Genomic DNA, 20,626 nt, shown 5'->3' with positions numbered 1-20,626 from the left:
CCGGCTTTTTTATATTTAGTAAGTGAATTCATGTACTGGTAATCTACAGACAGATATTTTACAATTTATAAGGGTATTAATAGGAAGAGATTCGTTTAGAAATGAGGAAGCGGTATGTATCGGAAGGATTATCTTCTTCGTCTTGTGGAGGAAATGACACAGATGTTATCCAAGGTATTCGGATTGAAGCAGCAGAAGAAGCATACCGAAGCCCTCTGGGAAATCGATGAAATGCTAAGTCGTCAATTCCGTCTGAATTCAAAACTGTTACATTCTTTATCTCCAGAGGACATCGTTCAGCTCTTCCGTAATGGTGAAATCGTTGAGGCGGACAAGCTTCAGAGTGCAGCGAGGCTTTTGGAGGAAGAGGCAGATATTCTTGTGGATATGGATAAGCAGGAGGAAGGGAATACTTTATTCGTGAAGGTCCTTCACTTATATCTATCCGCATCGATACATGGTGGTGATCCGCGTTTATACGATCTACCGCACCGTATTAATGATCTCCTGAAGCGGGTCCGTATACAGGAGTTATCTGATGCGACAGAACACCTTTTATTTACATACGCTGTACAAGAAGGCAAGTTTGCTTCGGCAGAGGACAGCCTCTATCGACTGCTTGGACGTGAAGCTTTAGACTATGAGATAGGTAAGCTTTTCTATGAACGACTTCTTGCACTTCAGCCGGAAGTGTTGGAGCGAGGAGGACTTCCGCTGATCGAGGTGGAGGAAGGACTTAAGGAATGGAATGAACGATTTTCACATGGGATAGATCCGAAGATAACCAGGTGTTAATCTAGAAATTTGTAAGCATAACTTGGGCAACATTGACCGGGGATGTTATCATATTTAATGTGGTTTTATGGGCTGCAAATACAACATGAAAGTGAGATGTACCCACTTGGATGCACTGCGTAAACTTATTCACCAAATCATTGATGATACATCTTTGATTACAGCTACCCTCAGCCAGCTGCGCAAGCGGGATGGGATTTCTTATACGAAAGTGACGGTTAAACCCGTTGAATTAAAAAACAAGCTCCATTATCAATTTGCCTACTATTCTGGAACGAAGGTAACACATCAGAATGTGCCTTTTGAAGAAGCAGAAGCTGTAATGACGAAACTAATGGAAGAAACGTTCCGACAAGCGATCGTCTGTACACCTGAAGCAGATTACCAGGTGCTTGTATCTAAAAAATACAAGGTGTCTATTCTAACCAAGTCACCTACGAAGACACAAAGTGACATGTCACATAATCGTAAAAAGACCTATGTACTGGAAGAAGGGACTCCTGTCCCGTTCTTAGTAGAGCTTGGGATTATGAATGACGAAGGGAAAGTTTTTTCGAGAAAGTACGATAAGTTTAAGCAGATCAACCGTTTTTTAGAAATGGTTGAGGATGTGCTTCCTCATTTGCCGGATGATCGTCCGTTGACAATTGTGGACTTTGGCTGCGGTAAATCCTATCTTACTTTTGCCCTTTATCACTATTTGGCGGTCACCGTGCGAAGATCGTTGAAAATCGTCGGTTTGGATCTGAAAGCAGATGTCATCGAACACTGTAGTCTGCTGGCGAAAAAGCTGAATTATTCACAATTGCAATTTCTTGTCGGGGACATTGCGGATTATGATGAATTAGAGCAAGTAGATATGGTGGTTACATTGCACGCTTGTGATACGGCAACAGATGCGGCTCTGGAAAAGGCAGTTCGCTGGGGGGCATCGGTTATTCTATCCGTTCCTTGCTGTCAGCACGAGCTGTTCTCACAAGTGAAGAATCCTGTAATGGATCCTCTCTTGTCTCATGGGATTTTGAAGGAGCGCTTTTCAGCACTTGCAACAGATGCGATCCGTGCCAAGCTGCTTGATATCATGGGGTATCGTACTCAGTTGCTAGAGTTTATTGATATGGAGCACACACCGAAAAACATCCTCATTCGGGCTGTGAAGGGAACGGCTGGAGATAAGGATAGGTTGTGGCAGGAATATACGGCATTTAGGGATTTCTTGAGCGCTGCTCCATATTTGGAGAAAGCTTGCCGGGATCTGATTCCACAAGCAAGACTATCGGAAGAAGCAAATGATGAAGTGAAGTAGATGAAGTTTTATATAGCGGATTGACCTTGGACTTGACCAAGATCAATCCGCTTTTTTTACTTTATGAATTACGATTTTCCAAGCCTAACGTTCGAATACAATGTTTGGTGCTCGACCACAATGGAGATATGGAAAGCGATAAACACGGATCTTCAATGTGGAAGGGGGGAATTCATGAATAAGGTAGTTCAGTATATGGGTGTATGGATACTAATGCTTGTGATGTGGAGTGCCAGTCTGCGTGCTGGATTGTTTTTTGATCGGGATGTATATGCAATCAGCACATTTTGGGGAGTAGTCTGTCTGCTATTCCTTATGGTTTATTTAGCTTTTGGTGATAAAAAAATTTCAATCCAGCATAAAAGCCCACTATTTCCATTGTTGATTCTTACAGGATTTATGCTGTTCATTTACACATGGCACGGGGTGAATAAACCTTTGTCTATGAAGGGAACTGGGGATGAAATTATTCGCTGGGGTTTGTTTGGCAGTATTCTATGGATTGCCTGGATCGTTAAAAGAGGGCGAGATGATGGTAAGCTGCTCCGATGGGTTTGGCATACAACCGGTATGATTTTGTGTGGCAGTGCATTTCTGTCCGTATACGGACTGCTTGATGTGCCGTACGGGATATTTCGTACGGATGATCTTTCCATTAGCGCTACCGGCGCGAGGCTTGGCGGTCTGATGCAATACCCGAACGCGTTCGGGGCAGTGATGGCCGCCATGCTGCTCGAGCGGCTGTTTGCGCTGCCCGCCGCGCTCCGCGGGCGGGCTTCCTGGCTTCGCGCTGCGGCGGCATTGCTGCCGCTCGCGCCATACACCGCCGCGCTGCTCCTGACGGAGTCGCGCGGCGCCTGGATCGCGGCCGCACTAGCGTGCGCGGCCGGGCTGGCCGCAGATCGGCGCTTCGCGGCGCCGATCTTTGCGGCTGCTGCCGCGCCCATACTAGGCGCGGCACTGCTCTACCGCCAGCTGGCAATCGTCCAGCTGGCTCCAGCGGTGTTGCCCGGCCTGCTATGGCTGGCCGGGCTTTGGGCCGGCAGCATGTTCGCCGGCCTGTTGCTATGCCGGGCTGCGAAGCACAGCCCCGGCAGGGGGCTACCCGCTACCGCGAGTTCCGCCCTCGGGCATTCGCATAGCATGGCTTCTGCTCAGCCACAGGACGCCGTTCACTCGCATCCAGTTAGGCTGATCACGGCAGCCGTTTGTTACATCATTGCATTACTTACGGTATTAATCCCGGTGGGCTCACGTTTAGCAGGAGAAGGAGAGACGATGAGTGCCCGTCAGCTTATGTATAAGGATGCGTGGGTTTTATTTCGGTCCGCACCATGGTTTGGACAAGGTGGAGACACATGGCGCCTATCATACCGAGCAATTCAGTCAGAGCCTTATGTGGGTTCTGAAGTCCATAGCGGCTACATCGATTTACTGTTAAACATCGGTAGCATCGGTCTTTTGATCGTCTTAACATTACTGTTCATGGCTGCATTCCGAATTCGCCGTAATTGCCCACGCCTACTTCCTTCATTCCTAGTCCTATTACTTCATAGTATGATCGACTTTGATTGGAGCTTTGGTTTGATATGGCTTCTGCTTCTTTGGCTTGCTGTAATGGGAGATGAGAGTGAGAGGAAAGAAATAAACCTCAAGATCACACTTTTATCTCAGCCACATCGAACCTTCAACCTGCGTCATGTATTAATAATAAGCATGGTTGGAATAACCGTTTGGACAGCGCTGGCTTTTTTATACTGGAAGGGTAACCATGCGTATGAACAGGCAATGCATTCTTCGAACATGGGAGAGCGTGAAAAGTTGTTGAAATCAGCAATAAGCTGGAACCCTGCTTCAGTAGAACCTGTATTGCTGCTGTCCAATCAACTTTCAACAGACGAAGCGGTCCTTCTTTTGATGAATAGTCTTAACCGCTCACCGGGTCATCCGGAACTCACTTGGAGAATGGCTGAACTACATGCGATGAGCGGAGATGCTGTACAAGCTGCAAAATGGTATCGAATCAGCTTAAATAACGACAAATATAATGCTACCAAACATACACAAGCTGTATTTTATCTAGCGAATATCGCTCAGAAGCAGTGGGCTTCAGGCAGAGAAGAAGTAGCTGTACACACAGCATATGCCGCGCTCGGTCTCTATGAATTGTATCGAAATAGGGGGGAGCTACTTGTAGCAGATGTTAAGGTCCGAAATGATCGGAATTTCCGGATTACACAACAAGCGACACTAGAAGGCGAAAGACTGGAACGAATGATTAAATCTATAAATGTACAACCGCTTGTTATCCGCCAAAAGCATCTCTAAACGCGGAAGCCAGCGGTTTTTCAGGTATTTGCCATAGTTCAGAAAGTTCAGCACATACCTCTTTCTCCCACCAGTCACACAGCGCTTTTTTATTACTGTAGTTATCGTGAATCCAGATGAGGTTACCAATCACTTTTCGATAATACAGATCTTCCCCCTGTTTGATTAATTCGGGTGAAACATACTGCTTGAGTCGCTTTGTCGTCCGGTACAGTTCCTTGCCGCAGGCTCTACGAATGCCTCTGGGTGTGGGTGGGCGACTGCCAGTCTGCTTATTGTGAGATGTATGCATAAGTTGTGCTCACTCCTTTTAACTTACCATATGTGATAATACAGGCCAGAGTCACAAGCGACGAATCAATTGGGCTCACTAGAAGGCATGTCCAGAGCTGTGATAGAATAAGTTAATATAAAGAGCGATGGCTTGTCAGGAAGAGGGGAGAACGTGGAGGTTGTTTATGATTTGGTCGGACGATTGTTTGACTGGATACAGAGCCTAGGGTATTTCGGTATTATGCTTGGTCTTATGGTTGAAGTTATACCGAGTGAAATTGTGCTTGCATATGGCGGGTATCTCGTTTTCATCGGTGAGATCAACTTTTTTGGAGCTATGATTTTCGGTACAATCGGTGGGGTTATGGCCCAGCTGTTTGTGTATTGGATCGGACGATACGGCGGCAGGCCCATTCTCGATAAGTACGGGAAGTATATCTTGATTAAGAAGAAGCATGTCGATTACGCTGAGGATTGGTTTAAGAAGTACGGCACAGGCGTAATTTTTACTGCCCGTTTTGTTCCCGTCGTACGACATGCGATTTCTATTCCGGCAGGCATTTCCAAGATGAACGTTTGGCGCTTTACGCTTCTTACCACCCTGGCGGTCATACCATGGACGGCGTTATTTTTATATTTGGGTCTGGTGCTTGGAGAACAATGGGAGAATATTGATGAGAAGGCAGCTCCATTTGTTCGAGATTTTTTGCTTGGCGCGTTAGCACTTATGATTATTTATTTTGTAATCAAATGGATTAGATCCAGAAAAGGGAGGTCTTAAATATGGCAGTTGATTTATCTCACAAGCTAGGTACCGGAATTTCCCCGAAGCAGTTTATGGAGGGGATGGAGAAGAATAAGGAAGAGTTTCAAACTAATTATGATCAATTCTCATGGAATCATGATGAGGATCGTGAATTCTTCGAAAGTCTTCAGTTTCGAGATGATATTCGTGTGCTTATTCTAGCTGCGGATTGGTGTGGAGATGTAGTTCGTAATGTACCGGTAGTCTTCCATGCACTTGAAACGGCGGGGTTCGACACCGAAGTGCTCGTAATGGAGCAGCATTTAGATGTGATGGATCAGTTTCTGACCATGGGAGGACGCTCCGTTCCAATTGTTATTTTTGCAGATACTGGCGGTTACGTACTTGGTCAGTGGGGACCAAGACCTGCACATGTTCAGAAGTATATGATCGAGTTCAAGAAGGATAACAGTGATCGTGAAGCCCCCGATTATCAGGAGAAGATGGCACGGGTTCGCCAAGAGATGATACAAGCATATGGGGAAGGAAAAGAGTCTAGCGCAGTCATTATCTCAGAACTGCGTGAATTGATCTCAGGGTTTTAATGACATGCTGAATATTGAAACATTTAACCTAGGACCGTTACAGACGAATGCATATTTAATAACTGGATCAGAGGAAGGCAAAGCTATCATTATAGATCCGGGTATGAATCCTGGAGCACTTGTTAGACGGATTGCTGATTTAGATATCGAAGCCATTTTACTGACGCATGCTCATTTTGACCACATGGGTGGCGTAGAAGAAATTCGGAAACTTAAAGGCTGCCCGGTCTATCTGCATGATCTGGAAAGTGATTGGCTCGGGAATCCGAAATTAAACGGCTCATTGAATTGGCCAGAGGTAAGTCCACCTCTATCTACAGATCCAGCTGAATTCGATCTTGCCGCTGGGCAGAAGCTGAACTTCATTGGTCATACCTTTACGGTGTATCATACACCGGGTCACTCTCCAGGAAGTGTTAGCTTTTTGTGTGGGAATGATTTGTTCTCTGGGGATGTGTTATTCCGGATGGGTGTGGGTCGAACAGACTTAACGGGTGGACGTGAACGTGATCTGATCGATTCGATTCAGAATACGCTCTATACTTTCCCTGATGAAGTCACAGTTTATCCAGGACACGGTCCTCGTACAACCATCGGTTATGAGAAACAGAGGAACCCATATATTTCGGCGAATAGCTAAATAGGAAATATCCGACAAATAATGAGGCTTAATGCTAGACAAATGAAGACAAGATTGATACAATACGGTTAATTAATTGATAACCATTGCGAAGCACGCAGACTGTGGAGTACATCCCGGTTTGCGTTCTTTTTTTATGCGCTCATATTTGGCAGGGTGTAGGGGGAAATGTTGTGAAGTATGATGACCTATCGCTTTTGGACAATTCTTTCATCGTTCGGTGTGAACAAATCGCTGATAGCACAGAATTATATCGCTTAATAGAGACGGAGAAGAATTCCAAGGTTGTTTGGGATCGATTTATTAGTGGTGCAAGTTTATTTCGACAGCCTTGGCACCATCGTTTACAGAATCTTCGACATAGATAAGAAGAAAGTAAGAATAAGAAGTCTTCCCGTAAGTAGATTGTTTTGCTTGGGGAGGGCTTCTTTTTTCATGTTATCAACGTACGATGGCCTTAAATGCATACATATTTTTGAAAGATTGATCTAATCCGTAACTTTTTAGTGCACGATAAATTTATAGATTGATTTGAACGAAATGATCATCCTAAACGTATTAAGGTAGAACGTGAAAGAAGGTGATGGATACATCATGGTCCTTGATGACAAGGATTTAATTTGCAGAGCACAACAAGGAGATACAGCTGCAATGGCTCTGTTGTTCAAGAAGCACTACTCCTTCCTATATAAGTACCTAATTAAGGTAACGATGGACCCCATGCTGGCTGAGGACACTGCACAGGATACCATTGTGCGATGTATGGAGAACATCTCTCGATATAATGGCACTTCCTCGTTCACATCCTGGATGATTACGATTGCTACTCGACTATATATTGATGGGACTAGGAAGAAGAAACGGGAGAAAGCATGGCTTGTGCAGGAACAACAGCAAACAGCAAGAGCTATGCGATGGCAAGTGGAATACCGGGGAGCGGAGTGGAACGATTTACTCCAAGGCTTGTCCGAATTAACGGAAGAACATCGTGTTGCTATATTGCTTAAGCACTATTACGGATATGGATATGATGAGATCGGTGAAATGCTCGGCATTCCAGCAGGTACAGTGAAATCGCGAGTAGCCTACGGTATACGACAATTACGAAAAGGAGATGAGTGAACATGGGGAAGGATCCTAAGCTTGAGGATGAACTGTGGATGGAAGGCTTAAATCGTCAATTTGATCGATTGGATCAGATGTTTGAAGAGGTGAATTCCCCCTCCTTCGAGGAACTGGAGATGTTGGCTGTGCGAACTGCTAAGAATCGTCATCTCCGGCAGAGAAAAGAGTTTTTGATTTTTCTCTTGGTTGCGGTGTTCATCGTGGGTAGCTGTTTGATGGCAGCATTAGCAATACCAAGAGTTTTCTTAATTATTCACGGAATTAGCTTGTTAACAGGCATCGCTATTTTGTTATTTAGCGAGGGAGTTAGAGGTAAAGGGAAGAGGGAGATCCAATGAAGGAAGATATAAGCACACTCCCACTGTGGCTGTTGGTCTTGCTTTGTATACTTGTATTACTACAGGGAGCATGGCTTTTCCGGAATGCAAGAAGTCGAGATTTAGGCAAAATGGCTTGGTTCTGGGGATTATGGGGATCAATATCGCTACCTGTTCCACTACTGCTGTATTGGCTCATTGTGATTCGCCGAGATTATCGAAAAAATTAATTGCTTCTATATATGATAAAGAAAGTTAGGTGATTGGAATGGATATGAATATCAACTGGGGATTAATCTGGCCTCTGATTGCATTACAGTTCGTACTGATGGTTACTGCGTTGATATCCTTATATAAGGTAGAGACGGCGAACTTGCGTGGTCCGAAATGGATGTGGGTGCTCATCATTGTACTATTAAATATAGTAGGTAGCATCGCTTACTTTGTTGCTGGGAGGAAGGAAGTATGACGAATGAGCTGCTTAGAATTAGAGATCTCACCAAAAGAATCGGAAGTGTAGTACCTGTTAATGAATTGTCGTTCGTGTTACAGCGTGGAAGCTGCACTGCACTTCTCGGTCCAAATGGTGCTGGCAAAACAACGACATTACGTATGCTGGCAGGACTTCTCTCACCTACGCAAGGAGAAATATCTTATATACCCGCTGGGGCAGAACCGATAATCAACTGGAGAAATCGTATCGGTTATTTACCACAGTACCCGAAGTTTTATGGTTGGATGTCTGGGATCGAATATTTGAATTTTAGTGCCAAACTGTCAGGGCTTTCGAAACGTAAAGCAGCAGAGCGAAGCTCGGAGGTGCTGGAGATGGTCGGTCTACAGCAAGCCGCCAAACGCCGCATATCTGGTTACTCCGGAGGAATGAAGCAAAGGCTCGGTATTGCACAGGCCCTTGTTCATAATCCAGAGCTAATTTTGCTCGATGAACCGGTATCGGCGCTTGATCCAATTGGACGTCGAGAGGTTATGGATCTCATGACTACACTACGTGGAGATGTTACAATTTTATTTTCTACACATGTGCTTCATGATGCTGAAGAAATCTGTGATGATATGGTACTTATGGTAGATGGGCGAATGGCAGAGAGCGGCACGCTTGCGGAGCTACGCATGAAATATCGTCAACCCGTGTTGATTATTGAGGTGGAGCATAGGGAACGAGAGAAGAAATGGCTAAATAGTCTGACCGATCGTGAATTTGTAGAAGAGTCAGAGTTTGGGGCATACGGAGCCAAGTTATTCGTAACAGATATGGATCTTGCCCGAACGACTCTACTTCGCGAGATTTCCGATACGGGAATTGGACTTCTACGTTTTGAAGCTGGAGCATCCTCACTTGAAGATATGTTTATGAAGGTGGTGGGCTCATGAAAGGAATTTGGATCTATTATCAGAAGGAAATGCTTGAAGCTTGGCGTAACCATAAATTCATATGGGTGCCCATCGTTTTCTTACTGCTTGGCATCATGCAGCCGGTGACAACAGTCTATCTACCAGAAATTCTTAGCATGTCAGGGGATATTCCGCCTGAAGCAGCTGCATTGTTTACAACACCACCGCCTGCAGAGGTTATTGCTGCAACCTTAAGTCAGTTCAGTACGATTGGACTTCTGGTTCTCGTGTTATCTGCAATGAATGTAGTCGCCGGTGAACGCGCGACGGGTACGATAGAATTGGTACTGGCTCGCTCGGTTTCAACCGTTTCTGTAATCACTGCCAAATGGGCAGCGATGATGACCATACTCTTGCTTTCCATTGGAATCGGATTGGCGGGATCGGCTTACTATACTTATCAGTTAATTGGCCCGGTGGAATGGGATATGCTTATGGGGGCAGGTGCAATTTATGCCCTATGGCTCGCCTGGATTGTGACGCTTGTGCTGCCACTTGGTGCAGTACTTAAAGGGCCTGCCGTAGCCTTTATTAGTCTAGGCATAGCAGCTGTTTGCTCATTGCTCTCCAGCCTACTCCCTTCCAACTGGATGTGGAATCCAGGAAGACTTAGTCAAATTGCAGTAGATTGGCTTACGGGAAGTGGCGTTATAACATGGGCACCTGTCTGGTCTGCAGTGATCATTTTGATACTGTCCGTTGCCATAGGAGCGAAGTTATTAAGACAGAGACCCTTATCCTCGCAGGTTTAGAATCAATGCTGCATTAGCTTTTATGTAAACAGCATGGACATCTCTATTACTTTTTAGTAGACTATTGAGATAAAAGAATGACATCTCAGGAGGTAGACGATGCTGCGTTTAGGGGAAAAGGTTACAATCATCGAGGACACCTTTGAGCAGAATCTTCCGATTGGTCAGTATGCCTATGTGATTGCATATGATCGAAATCCGGACAACGCGTTCGATTACGTGGTTCGAATTCCGTCTCTCAACCGTAATTTTTTTGTTCCAGCTGATGATATTGAACTGGAATCTGTTGTGTTGAAGCAGGAAGCCGAGCGTGTCGAGCGGGAAGCGCTGATCGATTTTGCCCTGTCGACATATAATGAAAAGTTGTTTCATCAATTGATGAACGGGGATGTGGAATCCGCCGAAGAGGAAGAAGAAGAGACACAGGAAACATTGTCTCAGGCAGACTTCATCAAACAAGTGAATCTTCGAGCTTGGATTTAAGAGAGTCGGCCTAAGGGCCGGCTCTTTTTGCAATATCCCTTATGATTGAATTGTCCATGTTTCTACAATATAATGAGAAAAGTTATCCGCAGACTTTATCCCTTTAGTATAGAAGGGGAACGAAGAGGAGTGAAAATGATGAACATTACACCGAAAGACGTTCAGCATGTTGCTAAGCTAGCCCGTCTGAATTTGACACCGGAGGAAGAGCAAATGTTCACCGGCCAGCTGAACGCAATTTTACAATATGCCGAGAAGTTAAATGAATTGGACACAGAAGGTGTACAGCCTACAACGCATGTACTTGATCTTAGCAATGTGATGCGAGAAGACGAGGTGCGTGAAAGCTTACCGATTGAGAAGGTACTTCTTAATGCACCAGACGAGGAAGATGGACAGTTTAAAGTACCAGCGGTACTAGAGTAGAAATTGAAGGGAGGACACAGTCTTGAGTCTGTTTGATTATAAATTGTCAGAGATACATAACAAGCTGCAAGAGAAGGAGCTATCGGTTACCGATCTGGTAGATCACGCATTTCAAAATATCCAGGAGCGTGAAGATCGAGTAAAGGCTTATATTACACTGAATGAGGATGGAGCTCGCCGTGCAGCGAAGCGGCTTGATGACAAGCTGGTTTCGGGTGAAGCTCGGGGCCCTTTGTTCGGCCTACCAGTGGGTATTAAGGATAATATTGTGACGGAAGGACTTCGTACAACTTGTGCAAGCCAGTTCTTGTCTAATTTTAATCCAGTTTATGATGCTACCGTTACGTCTAAGCTTCGTGCGGCTGATACAGTAACGCTTGGTAAGCTCAACATGGATGAATTTGCCATGGGCGGATCGAATGAGAATTCGAGCTTTTCTCCAGTTCATAATCCATGGAATCTGGAGCGAGTACCTGGGGGATCAAGTGGTGGATCGGCAGCAGCTGTTGCTGCGGGAGAAGCATACTTCACACTCGGATCAGATACAGGCGGATCTATCCGCCAGCCAGCTTCATACTGTGGCGTTGTTGGTCTGAAGCCTACATACGGCCTTGTATCCCGTTTTGGTTTAGTTGCTTTTGCCTCGTCGCTTGATCAGATCGGACCTTTAACTAAAAATGTTGAAGATTCTGCGTACGTGCTACAAGCGATTGCTGGTTATGACTCCATGGACTCGACCTCTGCGAAAGTGGACATCCCTGATTATGCTAGCGCACTCAGCGGAGATATTTCCGGACTTCGTATTGCTGTTCCTAAAGAATACTTGGGTGAAGGCGTCGACCCTGAAGTGAAAGAAAGTGTAATGAACGCTTTGAAGGTTCTTGAAGGTTTGGGCGCAGTATGGGAAGAGGTATCCTTGCCGCATACAGAATATGCCGTGGCTACTTATTATCTGCTCGCTTCCTCAGAGGCATCTTCGAACCTGGCTCGTTTTGATGGGGTTCGTTATGGACAACGTATCGATACAGGAAACCTGTTAGATCTATATCATGAATCCCGTAGCCAAGGCTTCGGTGATGAAGTGAAGCGCCGGATTATGCTAGGAACTTATGCACTTAGTTCCGGTTACTATGATGCTTACTATTTGAAGGCACAAAAGGTGCGGACACTCATTAAGCAAGATTTCGATAAAGTATTCGAACAATATGATGTCATCATCGGACCAACAGCACCTACAACGGCTTTCAAACTCGGAGCTCAGGTTGATGATCCGCTGACGATGTATTTGAACGATATATTGACTATTCCGGTCAGCCTTGCAGGTGTGCCTGCCATTAGTGTTCCTTGCGGTTTTGCAGGTGGTATGCCTGTCGGTATGCAGGTGATAGGTAAAGCTTTTGATGAGTCTACTGTACTGCGTGTTGCTCACGCTTATGAACAAAATACTGAACACCACAAACAGCGGCCTACGCTATAAAGTGCCCGTCAGAGAAGGAGGGAAACAAAGACATGTCTACATCTAAATATGAAACGGTAATCGGACTTGAGGTTCACGTTGAATTGCATACGAATTCCAAAATATTTTGTGGATGCTCCACGGAGTTTGGAGCTCCACCTAACACACATACGTGTCCGATTTGTTTAGGGCATCCTGGTGTGCTGCCGGTACTGAACCGTCAGGCCGTAGAATATGCGATCAAAGCAGCGATGGCTCTCAACTGTACAATTGGAGACGTTAGCAGGTTTGACCGAAAGAATTACTTCTATCCAGATTCGCCAAAAGCGTATCAAATTTCGCAGAACGATCAGCCAATCGGCTTGAATGGATGGATCGACATTGAAGTGGATGGCAAGACAAAACGAATCGGAATCACACGTCTTCACTTGGAGGAAGATGCGGGTAAATTGACACATGTCGATGGAGGCTATGCATCACTCGTTGATTTTAACCGTGTGGGTACTCCACTTGTGGAGATTGTGTCTGAGCCGGACATCTCTTCACCGGAAGAAGCTAAGGCTTATCTAGAAAAGATTCGTGCGATCATGCAGTACTGTGATGTATCTGATGTGAAGATGGAAGAGGGCTCACTAAGATGTGATGCTAACATCAGTCTTCGTCCTTGGGGACAGAAAGAGCTTGGAACGAAAGCTGAGCTTAAGAATATGAACTCATTCCGTGGTGTTCAGCGTGGATTGGAATATGAAGAATATAGACAAGCTGAAACTCTTGATGAGGGCGGTGTGATTGTTCAGGAAACTCGCCGCTGGGATGAAGCTCAAGGAAAGACTCTTTCCATGCGTGGTAAGGAACAAGCTCACGACTATCGCTACTTCTCAGATCCAGACTTGGTGACGGTACGAATTAGTGATGAGTGGAAAGAGACAGTACGAGCTACGATTCCAGAGCTACCTGACGCACGTAAGGCTCGCTATACATCCGAATATGGTCTACCGGATTATGATGCTGGAGTTATTACTGCTTCGAAACCACTGGCTGATTTCTTTGAGGATAGCCTTAACTATACGAAAGATGCCAAATCCGTTGCTAACTGGATTATGGGTGATCTGATGGGTTACCTGAATGCTAACAACCTTGAGCTATCACAGGTGAAGATCACCGGACAAGGCCTCGGCGAGATGATAGGTTTAATTGAAAAGGGTACGATCAGCAGCAAGATCGCAAAGACTGTCTTTAAAGCAATGCTTGAGACGGGTAAACTTCCTCAAGCGATCGTGGAAGAGCAAGGGCTCGTTCAGATCAGTGATGAAGGAGCAATCAAAGCGATTGTAGAGCAAGTGGTCGCTGCTAATCCTCAGTCCGTTGAGGACTATAAAGCGGGGAAACAGAAAGCGATTGGTTTTCTCGTGGGTCAGGTTATGAAAGAGAGTAAAGGTAAAGCCAATCCGGCGCTTGCTAATCAATTGCTGGTTGATGTATTGAATAGTTAATATATAAATTTGTGAAGATGAGCTTGCCTGTGAAATCAGGCGAGTTCTTTTTCTGATTAGAGCTTTCTCGTTATCATTTAGCTTCATAGGGATTATATATAAGTACGGGCTTTTTAGAGGCAGTACTACAGGAGGTTAGAGGGGATGATACGTTCTTTGTCATTAGAGAGTCGTGACATGGTACAACAAATATGGGCATTGCAGCACATGGCGTATCCTTTAGAGGGAAAATTGATCGGTTTCACAGAACTCCCCCCGCTTATGGACACATTCGATACCATTTCAGCAAGTGGCGAAGATTTTTATGGTGTGTTTAATGAAGATGAAGAATTGATTGGTGCTATTGCAGTGGAAAAGGAAGATACTCAGGTGACAATTTCTAGAATGATGGTACATCCTGCTCATTTTAGAAAAGGGATTGCAGCAAGTCTGATACGATATATACTGGATACGTATGCGAACACCTCGTTGTTTATCGTATCGACGGGAACAAAGAACACCCCAGCGGTCAGTTTGTACAAAAAATTTGGGTTCACACCGGTACATACATTTGAAGTGGCGCCAGGTGTGGAGCTAACGGAGTTTTATCTCTCTATCACTAACACCTAGAAAAAAGGAGGGACGGCTTTGAATAACCCTTGGGTTATTGATAATTTAAATATTCTGGTACGATTACTTCTCTCCATGTTAATGGGAGGATTAATTGGGCTGGAACGTGAACGCTCTAATCATGCAGCAGGACTTCGAACTCATATTTTGGTATGTCTAGGCTCGACCCTTATTATGTTGCTTTCGATTTATGGCTTTACAGATTTTGTGAAAGAGGTAAATGTGCGAATTGACCCCGCCCGTCTGGCGACAGCTGTAATTACAGGAATTGGTTTCCTTGGCGCTGGTACCATTTTGTTTACGGGTAAATCCATTACAGGACTTACAACAGCTGCGTCGATCTGGGTGGTTGGAGCAGTTGGCCTTGCTATAGGAGCAGGATTTTACTTTGCCGCTATCGTTTCTACGATGCTGATTCTTCTAAATCTGGTTGTGTTCAATAAATTGGAGCAGCGCTACATTCGGGGGAGTAAGCTTCACCTCATTACAATACATGCTTCGAATGCTCCTGGACTTTTAGATGGTATTTCCGCAATGCTTAAGCATGAAGGCTGCGTGATCAAGAAGCTGATTATTAACGAACGAAGCGCTATCCCATATGGAGATGTTCAGCCGGCCATCGCAGGTGTTGAAATCTCATTACAAGTGCTGTCGGACAGGAAATTCGATCCTGTAAGACTGACTCAACAGGTCCGTGATATGGGTGGAGTGACGATGGTGACTGCAGAATAGATCACAGAGAGAAATGCCACTCCCTAATAAATGAAGGGCAGTGGCTTTTTTTATTTTATAGGTTATCCATTTATTTTACAGTTACTGTGCCTTTCGTTTAGGGTACTATCAAGACAAGTGTACGTACTATTGAACGGGAAGGAGAACATCTCATGAGTGTACCGGAGCATCAAGCACCAATACATAAGCCGAAGTCGAAATTGAAAAGAACGCTAAGGGTAAAAAAGCATTCGGGCTTACAGAGAAGACGGCGAAAATTCCCCGCACTCTTGCTAGCAGCTCTGTTCCCGGGGATGGGACATGTCTACTTGGGCCTATATCGTAAAGGAATTACATTTATTATGCTGCTTATACTTGATATATCGGCAATGTTATATTTCTCATCCATCGGTATGCAGATCAATGTGCCGTTACTTATTATACTGGGTCTACTCATTCCAATCGGATACTTTTATAACGTATACGATGTACTTCAAACGGCAGATTTTATACTCTCCCGGCGTCGGCGTGAGGAAACTACAGCACTCACCACGAACATTCAAGATGACAAGCCTTCTAGAGCAAATCCGTTTCAGGGGGAACGTGGGCTTTCATTTGGTTTGATGCTTGTAGGGGGTGGAGTACTTCTGATTTTATTTCATCAGAAACCGCAGTGGCTACAAGTTGGAATACGTGATTATGGCGCAGAGATAACCGCCGTACTACTTATCCTTGGTGGACTATTGGCTGTGATTCGTGAAACAGGACGTAATCGAAAACGGTCATAGTCATGCCGGAATACGAGAGTAGGGGGAAGAGGGATGAAGCACAGAATTAGAATTGGACGGTATACGGCATCCGTTTTGCTTATCGTTACCGGAGCTCTTTTACTTGCAGATGAATTAAATGGTACAGATCATATTTTTCTGCTGCTCAAATGGTGGCCGGCCCTATTTATCATTTGGGGCATCGAGTATTTACTGCGATTCACGGCATCTTATATCCAGAGACGACAGGGAGAATTTCGTTTTCGTGGCGATTTTCGTGGAGTAATCATTTCAGTATGTATAGTTGCTTCAGTCTTTGTTGTGACTCAACAAGAACATTTTCTTCATCTTTGGAATAGGGTTAGTTTGAATTTGACGGCAGCCGGAGTTGATTATAGTGAAGCTGCGGATAATAGCTTTCAGTTGAAAGCGTTAGAAATTCCGGTTTCTCTAAACACGGGTAAAATCATGATAGATCACTTGAATGGAGATATTACGCTTTATAAGTCGGATGTAGATCATATTATCGTGGATACAGAAATATGGGTGGATCAAGAGGATAAGGGAGTGGCAGAAGGGATCGCAGAGCAGTCGACCGTCGAAGCAGACGAAGGGAATACGATTATTATTCGGGCGAAGGGTAAAGCTTATGGCCAATCTGGAAAAAGACAGCCCAAGATGAACCTGAATATCGCAATCCCGGACGACCGACGCTTTAATTTAGAGATTCGCACGATGAATGGTGCATTGAAATTGTTGAATGTACAGGCAATCAGTAATATTGTGCTAGAGAGCGGAAATGGGCCAATCACTCTAAGTCGTGTTTACGGAGATGTGACGGGCAAAACACTAAATGGTGATCTGAACGTACGAAATGTAATGGGTGATGTGAAGTTATCTACGAATCGTGGCAATGTAAAGGCATTTGACGTTACAGGTAATGGTATATTTACTACGCAAGTCGGCAATATTTTAGCAAAAAGATTTTCAAAAGACATTGACTTGAAGACCCGGAATGGAAATATAAAGGTGTATGACGCTGAAAAGAATCTAAATGTTGAATCACTCAACGGAAGTATAGATGTACGCTCCGGACTTATCGGTGGTGATTGGAATGTATACAGTGGTGTAGGAGAGATGAATGTTCACATTCCTGTGGTAGGGGATTACAACTTTGAAGGTGTGATCAACTATGGAAGCATCCAGACGGAAATTCCGTATTTTACGGTCGAGCAAAAGACGGTACGGGGAACACAAGGAACGGGTGAGTTTAACCTCAAGATTGAGGGCAACAGTGACCTTAACATCTTTAAAAGTTACCCGAAGTATGATATTCCAATTGAACGTGGGCAGACGCCCCTTCCACATTGACAAAATTCCGAAGGTAGCCGTACAATAAAAAATAAGCTGTTTTAAACTTTAAGTAATACAATCTTGATTCTATGAAGGCGGTGGACAACATGGGAACGGCCGTGCAGCATGCACTGGAACAATTGAAAACAACTGGTGTCCGCATTACGCCGCAACGTCATGCGATTTTAGCCTATTTGGTGGAATCGATGGGTCATCCGACTGCTGATGATATATATCGTGCTCTGGAACCTAAGTTTCCAAGTATGAGCGTAGCCACAGTATATAACAATTTGAAAATGTTTATCGAAGCGGGCATGGTGCGTGAACTTACCTACGGCGATAACTCCAGCCGGTTTGATGCCAACGTTTCCGATCATTATCATGTGATTTGCGAAAAGTGCGGCAAAATAGAGGACTTCAGTTATCCTTCTTTGGCAGATGTAGAACGTGAGGCAGAGAAGAGCACGGGATTTCAGGTTAATGGGCTTCGAATGGAACTGTACGGGATCTGCAAATCCTGTAAATAATATCTGTTCTCATAAAACGTGCGGAATAACAGATTCCACACGTTTTTATTTTTTTATATACACAACAAATGGATTGAAACGGGGGGACAGTATTGGCAGTTAGAAGTAGACAGAGAAGACGCCGTCGTGGGCGGAAGTCTGTATTATTTGGCATCATTCTTATTGTGGCAGGACTTTGGTGGGGAGTGATGGACAGGCTTCCGAATTCTACACATACCGAGCCAGACTGGCGAGGGATGAAACAACCGATTTTTGTACAAGGAAAGATGATGGACTACCCGGCAATGGGCTCGGGAGAAGATTTAAAGCTTCCACTGCCTGTATTGCAAGAGGTCGTCGATTCACATATACGTTATGAGAAAGAAACGAAATCAATCATATTAACAACAGCCTCAACAGTTGCACGTATGAAGATAGATCGTATTGAAGGGAAATGGAACGGAAAGAACACTTCCTTCTCGGAAGCGCCTGAACTAATCAATGGTGTGGTTTATGTGCCTATAGTTCCTTTGAAAAAAGCCTATGGTATTACTGTACATCAGGAAGGAGAGAACAGTGCCGTCATTCTGATGAATGCTGGTGACCGTATCACACTTGCTCAAGCTCAGCCTTCCAAGAGCGGAGATACAGTGGCTTTAAGAGAGGGGGCTTCCGTAAAGTCTCCAATTCTTATGGACATGCCTGCAGGTGAGCGGCTTCGTGTGTGGGGAGAGGAGCAAGGTTGGTATTTTGTGCAGACGGATTCTGGGTTTACCGGTTATGTAAAGACAGATCAGATCGAATCACAAGGCGAAAAGCAGGTTGATACTTTGCCCGCACCTGTCTCAAGAGCTGAATCCGAGTGGAAAGGAAAGTCAGTGAATCTGGTATGGGAAGCTGTTTATTCCCGAAGACCAGATCCGAAATCTATTGGCAAACTGCCAGGAATCAATGTGGTTAGTCCTACTTGGTTTAGTGTAGTGGATGGCGAAGGAAACGTCGATTCGAAGGCGGACCCGGAATATGTGCAGTGGGCACATGGTCAAAAGATGGAGGTATGGGCTCTTATGAGTAATAGCTTTGATCCCGATATCACCACTTCCTTTTTATCATCTTTTGAAACCAGGTCTCGTGCAATAACACAGATTCTTCAGTATGCTGAGAAATATAAGTTGGACGGCATTAATATCGATTTTGAGAACGTGTATACAAAAGATAAAGAAAACCTTGTTCAGTTCATGAGAGAAATGAAACCTCTAGCTCAGCAAAAAGGACTTATTATATCTATTGATGTGACGCCAAAATCAAATAGTGAAATGTGGTCAGCATTCCTAGATCGCCGTGAACTCGCATTGGCTGTAGATTACATGATGGTTATGTCGTACGACGAACATTGGGCTTCGAGCCCAAAAGCCGGATCAGTATCTTCATTGTCCTGGTCGAGAAGAACGATAGAGCGGATTATTGAAGAAGATGATGTTCCATCATCTAAATTGATTCTGGGTATACCTATGTATACACGTATATGGACAGAACAGGGTGAGAATGGAGGGGGCAAGGTGTCCTCAACTGCCGTTGGCATGGACACGATTCGAAAGTTGATCCTTGAGAAGAAACTTGAACCTCAGTTTGATGCAGCTGCTGGACAGAATTATGTAGAGTACAAAGAAGAGAAGACACTGAAAAGAATTTGGATTGAAGACGAAACCTCACTCAAGGCTCGAGTTGAGATGGCGCAATCGCTTGAGCTGGGTGGAGTTGCATCGTGGACACGTAGCCTTGCTGTTCAAGAGGCTTGGCATGTGTTAAAAGGTATTCATAATTAATTATTCTTTTTGTTACGACAAAGGACCGACCCTTTTGGGATCGGTCCTTTGTCTATTGTACGTTTAAATCGCTTTGTAAGCGGCTAGTGCCTAAATTTCTGTACAAATATGATTATGATTGGTCTCTGTTGTAGTTTCCGCTCGATCAGAAGTTTTCTGTTGATTTAGCAGCAGCCTGCTGAGCTTCGAGTTCTTCAGCTGTTACATTTGCTACGTTAGGATCTAACGTCAACATCGTTCGACAAAACATGCAGCGGTCTGTTTTTCCGAGCATTTTCGTCAGTTTTGAACATTCAGGGCATTGGAGTTGAACAGCGCTTGTAGAAAGCATGCCTGCCCAGAAGTAGATACCTAGGCTCCCCATCATGGTGATTAGTCCAAGCACGAGACCGATACCGGCAACGATTTTTCCAGATTGGCCCCAGAAGACGATACCAGCTGTCCCGAGTACCATAAGACCCATGCCGATCATTGTCAGCAACAAGCCCCAAGTACGAAAAGCATTAATCTTTGCAGTTTTAAAGATCATGATAAGTGCTCCTGTCATTCAAATAGTTATTCTATAAAAGAAGGAACTTACATGGACATGTAGAATTACATTATAACTGAATTGGCCAAAATTCGCCAAGAAATGTATGGAGGGAATCGTGGAATTAACCAACTTTTCTTTTTATTATAGCAATTCGGTTGACAATGA

26 protein-coding genes (1 of these 26 cut by a window edge) are annotated in these 20,626 nt (G+C 44.6%); 24 read left to right on the top strand and 2 right to left on the bottom strand.

Translation table 11 applies throughout. From position 1 onward, the window contains the following. Positions 1 to 114: 114 nt before the first annotated feature. The 3 genes from ACK8P5_RS21845 (at position 115) to ACK8P5_RS21835 (ending at position 4,429) form a co-directional block, all read left to right on the top strand. Positions 115 to 795 (top strand): DUF6483 family protein, encoded by a 681-nt coding sequence (locus ACK8P5_RS21845; RefSeq protein WP_422658321.1) that lies wholly within the window; start codon positions 115 to 117, stop codon positions 793 to 795. Between the two features lie 85 nt (positions 796 to 880). Next, the gene (locus tag ACK8P5_RS21840; protein WP_422658320.1) at positions 881 to 2,101 is read left to right on the top strand and encodes a class I SAM-dependent methyltransferase; all 1,221 of its coding nucleotides are present in this window, start codon (positions 881 to 883) and stop codon (positions 2,099 to 2,101) included. 174 nt (positions 2,102 to 2,275) lie between these two features. Continuing rightward, positions 2,276 to 4,429, top strand: a complete 2,154-nt coding sequence (locus tag ACK8P5_RS21835) for an O-antigen ligase family protein (RefSeq protein WP_422658319.1) — start codon at positions 2,276 to 2,278, stop codon at positions 4,427 to 4,429. Here ACK8P5_RS21835 and ACK8P5_RS21830 read toward each other — a convergent pair. Next, entirely contained in the window at positions 4,407 to 4,721 is a 315-nt protein-coding gene (locus ACK8P5_RS21830; protein ID WP_422658318.1) for a hypothetical protein, read from the bottom strand. The two genes, ACK8P5_RS21835 and ACK8P5_RS21830, sit on opposite strands and share 23 nt — an antisense overlap. 153 nt (positions 4,722 to 4,874) lie before the next feature. Between ACK8P5_RS21830 and ACK8P5_RS21825 the strand changes: the two genes are divergently transcribed. The 20 genes from ACK8P5_RS21825 (at position 4,875) to ACK8P5_RS21730 (ending at position 19,929) form a co-directional block, all read left to right on the top strand. Then, the gene (locus ACK8P5_RS21825; protein ID WP_422658317.1) at positions 4,875 to 5,483 is read left to right on the top strand and encodes a DedA family protein; all 609 of its coding nucleotides are present in this window, start codon (positions 4,875 to 4,877) and stop codon (positions 5,481 to 5,483) included. A gap of 2 nt (positions 5,484 to 5,485) precedes the next feature. Further along, entirely contained in the window at positions 5,486 to 6,052 is a 567-nt protein-coding gene (locus ACK8P5_RS21820; RefSeq protein WP_422658316.1) for a thioredoxin family protein, read from the top strand. A gap of 4 nt (positions 6,053 to 6,056) precedes the next feature. Further along, on the top strand, positions 6,057 to 6,692 hold the full coding sequence (locus ACK8P5_RS21815) for an MBL fold metallo-hydrolase (RefSeq protein WP_422658315.1): 636 nt from the start codon (positions 6,057 to 6,059) through the stop codon (positions 6,690 to 6,692). 173 nt (positions 6,693 to 6,865) lie between these two features. Continuing rightward, positions 6,866 to 7,060, top strand: a complete 195-nt coding sequence (locus tag ACK8P5_RS21810) for a hypothetical protein (RefSeq protein WP_422658314.1) — start codon at positions 6,866 to 6,868, stop codon at positions 7,058 to 7,060. Positions 7,061 to 7,286: 226 nt separating this feature from the next. Next, positions 7,287 to 7,814 (top strand): RNA polymerase sigma factor SigY, encoded by a 528-nt coding sequence (gene sigY, locus ACK8P5_RS21805; protein WP_422661545.1) that lies wholly within the window; start codon positions 7,287 to 7,289, stop codon positions 7,812 to 7,814. A gap of 2 nt (positions 7,815 to 7,816) precedes the next feature. Next, positions 7,817 to 8,155 (top strand): YxlC family protein, encoded by a 339-nt coding sequence (locus ACK8P5_RS21800; RefSeq protein ID WP_422658313.1) that lies wholly within the window; start codon positions 7,817 to 7,819, stop codon positions 8,153 to 8,155. Continuing rightward, on the top strand, positions 8,152 to 8,364 hold the full coding sequence (locus ACK8P5_RS21795; RefSeq protein ID WP_422658312.1) for a hypothetical protein: 213 nt from the start codon (positions 8,152 to 8,154) through the stop codon (positions 8,362 to 8,364). Before ACK8P5_RS21800 ends, ACK8P5_RS21795 begins: the two co-directional genes overlap by 4 nt. Before the next feature lie 44 nt (positions 8,365 to 8,408). After that, positions 8,409 to 8,603 (top strand): PLDc N-terminal domain-containing protein, encoded by a 195-nt coding sequence (locus ACK8P5_RS21790; protein WP_422658311.1) that lies wholly within the window; start codon positions 8,409 to 8,411, stop codon positions 8,601 to 8,603. Then, on the top strand, positions 8,600 to 9,526 hold the full coding sequence (locus tag ACK8P5_RS21785) for an ATP-binding cassette domain-containing protein (RefSeq protein ID WP_422658310.1): 927 nt from the start codon (positions 8,600 to 8,602) through the stop codon (positions 9,524 to 9,526). The genes ACK8P5_RS21790 and ACK8P5_RS21785 overlap by 4 nt, the downstream gene beginning before the upstream one ends. After that, entirely contained in the window at positions 9,523 to 10,299 is a 777-nt protein-coding gene (locus ACK8P5_RS21780) for an ABC transporter permease (RefSeq protein ID WP_422658309.1), read from the top strand. The genes ACK8P5_RS21785 and ACK8P5_RS21780 overlap by 4 nt, the downstream gene beginning before the upstream one ends. A gap of 99 nt (positions 10,300 to 10,398) precedes the next feature. Continuing rightward, complete coding sequence (locus tag ACK8P5_RS21775) at positions 10,399 to 10,782, top strand: ATPase (RefSeq protein ID WP_422658308.1); 384 nt, start codon at positions 10,399 to 10,401, stop codon at positions 10,780 to 10,782. Positions 10,783 to 10,920: 138 nt separating this feature from the next. Next, positions 10,921 to 11,208 carry an Asp-tRNA(Asn)/Glu-tRNA(Gln) amidotransferase subunit GatC gene (gatC, locus tag ACK8P5_RS21770; RefSeq protein ID WP_422658307.1) on the top strand — a complete coding sequence of 96 codons (288 nt, stop codon included), beginning with the start codon at positions 10,921 to 10,923 and terminating at the stop codon, positions 11,206 to 11,208. A gap of 22 nt (positions 11,209 to 11,230) precedes the next feature. Continuing rightward, complete coding sequence (gene gatA, locus ACK8P5_RS21765) at positions 11,231 to 12,685, top strand: Asp-tRNA(Asn)/Glu-tRNA(Gln) amidotransferase subunit GatA (protein WP_422658306.1); 1,455 nt, start codon at positions 11,231 to 11,233, stop codon at positions 12,683 to 12,685. A 32-nt stretch (positions 12,686 to 12,717) separates the two neighbouring features. Next, positions 12,718 to 14,157 carry an Asp-tRNA(Asn)/Glu-tRNA(Gln) amidotransferase subunit GatB gene (gene gatB / locus ACK8P5_RS21760; RefSeq protein ID WP_422658305.1) on the top strand — a complete coding sequence of 480 codons (1,440 nt, stop codon included), beginning with the start codon at positions 12,718 to 12,720 and terminating at the stop codon, positions 14,155 to 14,157. Between the two features lie 144 nt (positions 14,158 to 14,301). Continuing rightward, positions 14,302 to 14,766 (top strand): GNAT family N-acetyltransferase, encoded by a 465-nt coding sequence (locus ACK8P5_RS21755; RefSeq protein WP_422658304.1) that lies wholly within the window; start codon positions 14,302 to 14,304, stop codon positions 14,764 to 14,766. Positions 14,767 to 14,784: 18 nt separating this feature from the next. Beyond that, positions 14,785 to 15,498, top strand: a complete 714-nt coding sequence (locus ACK8P5_RS21750) for an MgtC/SapB family protein (protein ID WP_422658303.1) — start codon at positions 14,785 to 14,787, stop codon at positions 15,496 to 15,498. Positions 15,499 to 15,650: 152 nt separating this feature from the next. Beyond that, positions 15,651 to 16,265 carry a hypothetical protein gene (locus tag ACK8P5_RS21745; RefSeq protein WP_422658302.1) on the top strand — a complete coding sequence of 205 codons (615 nt, stop codon included), beginning with the start codon at positions 15,651 to 15,653 and terminating at the stop codon, positions 16,263 to 16,265. A 33-nt stretch (positions 16,266 to 16,298) separates the two neighbouring features. Continuing rightward, positions 16,299 to 17,615, top strand: a complete 1,317-nt coding sequence (locus ACK8P5_RS21740) for a DUF4097 family beta strand repeat-containing protein (RefSeq protein WP_422658301.1) — start codon at positions 16,299 to 16,301, stop codon at positions 17,613 to 17,615. An 89-nt stretch (positions 17,616 to 17,704) separates the two neighbouring features. Continuing rightward, entirely contained in the window at positions 17,705 to 18,124 is a 420-nt protein-coding gene (gene perR / locus ACK8P5_RS21735; RefSeq protein WP_422658300.1) for a peroxide-responsive transcriptional repressor PerR, read from the top strand. 188 nt (positions 18,125 to 18,312) lie between these two features. Beyond that, positions 18,313 to 19,929 (top strand): glycosyl hydrolase family 18 protein, encoded by a 1,617-nt coding sequence (locus ACK8P5_RS21730; RefSeq protein ID WP_422661544.1) that lies wholly within the window; start codon positions 18,313 to 18,315, stop codon positions 19,927 to 19,929. A gap of 145 nt (positions 19,930 to 20,074) precedes the next feature. Here the strand turns inward: ACK8P5_RS21730 and ACK8P5_RS21725 are convergent, their stop codons facing one another. After that, positions 20,075 to 20,458 carry a YgzB family protein gene (locus ACK8P5_RS21725; RefSeq protein ID WP_422658299.1) on the bottom strand — a complete coding sequence of 128 codons (384 nt, stop codon included), beginning with the start codon at positions 20,456 to 20,458 and terminating at the stop codon, positions 20,075 to 20,077. Positions 20,459 to 20,576: 118 nt separating this feature from the next. On the opposite strand from ACK8P5_RS21725, the gene ACK8P5_RS21720 reads away from it, so the two are divergent. Then, on the top strand, positions 20,577 to 20,626 hold the beginning of the coding sequence (locus tag ACK8P5_RS21720) for a hypothetical protein (RefSeq protein ID WP_422658298.1). 832 nt of this gene lie beyond the right edge of the window; only the first 50 of its 882 coding nucleotides appear in the window; it begins with the start codon at positions 20,577 to 20,579; the stop codon falls past the right edge of the window.

The organism is Paenibacillus sp. EC2-1 (genome assembly GCF_049311625.1).
GTDB lineage: Bacteria > Bacillota > Bacilli > Paenibacillales > Paenibacillaceae > Paenibacillus_AQ.
This window is presented reverse-complemented; position numbering and strand designations above follow the sequence as displayed.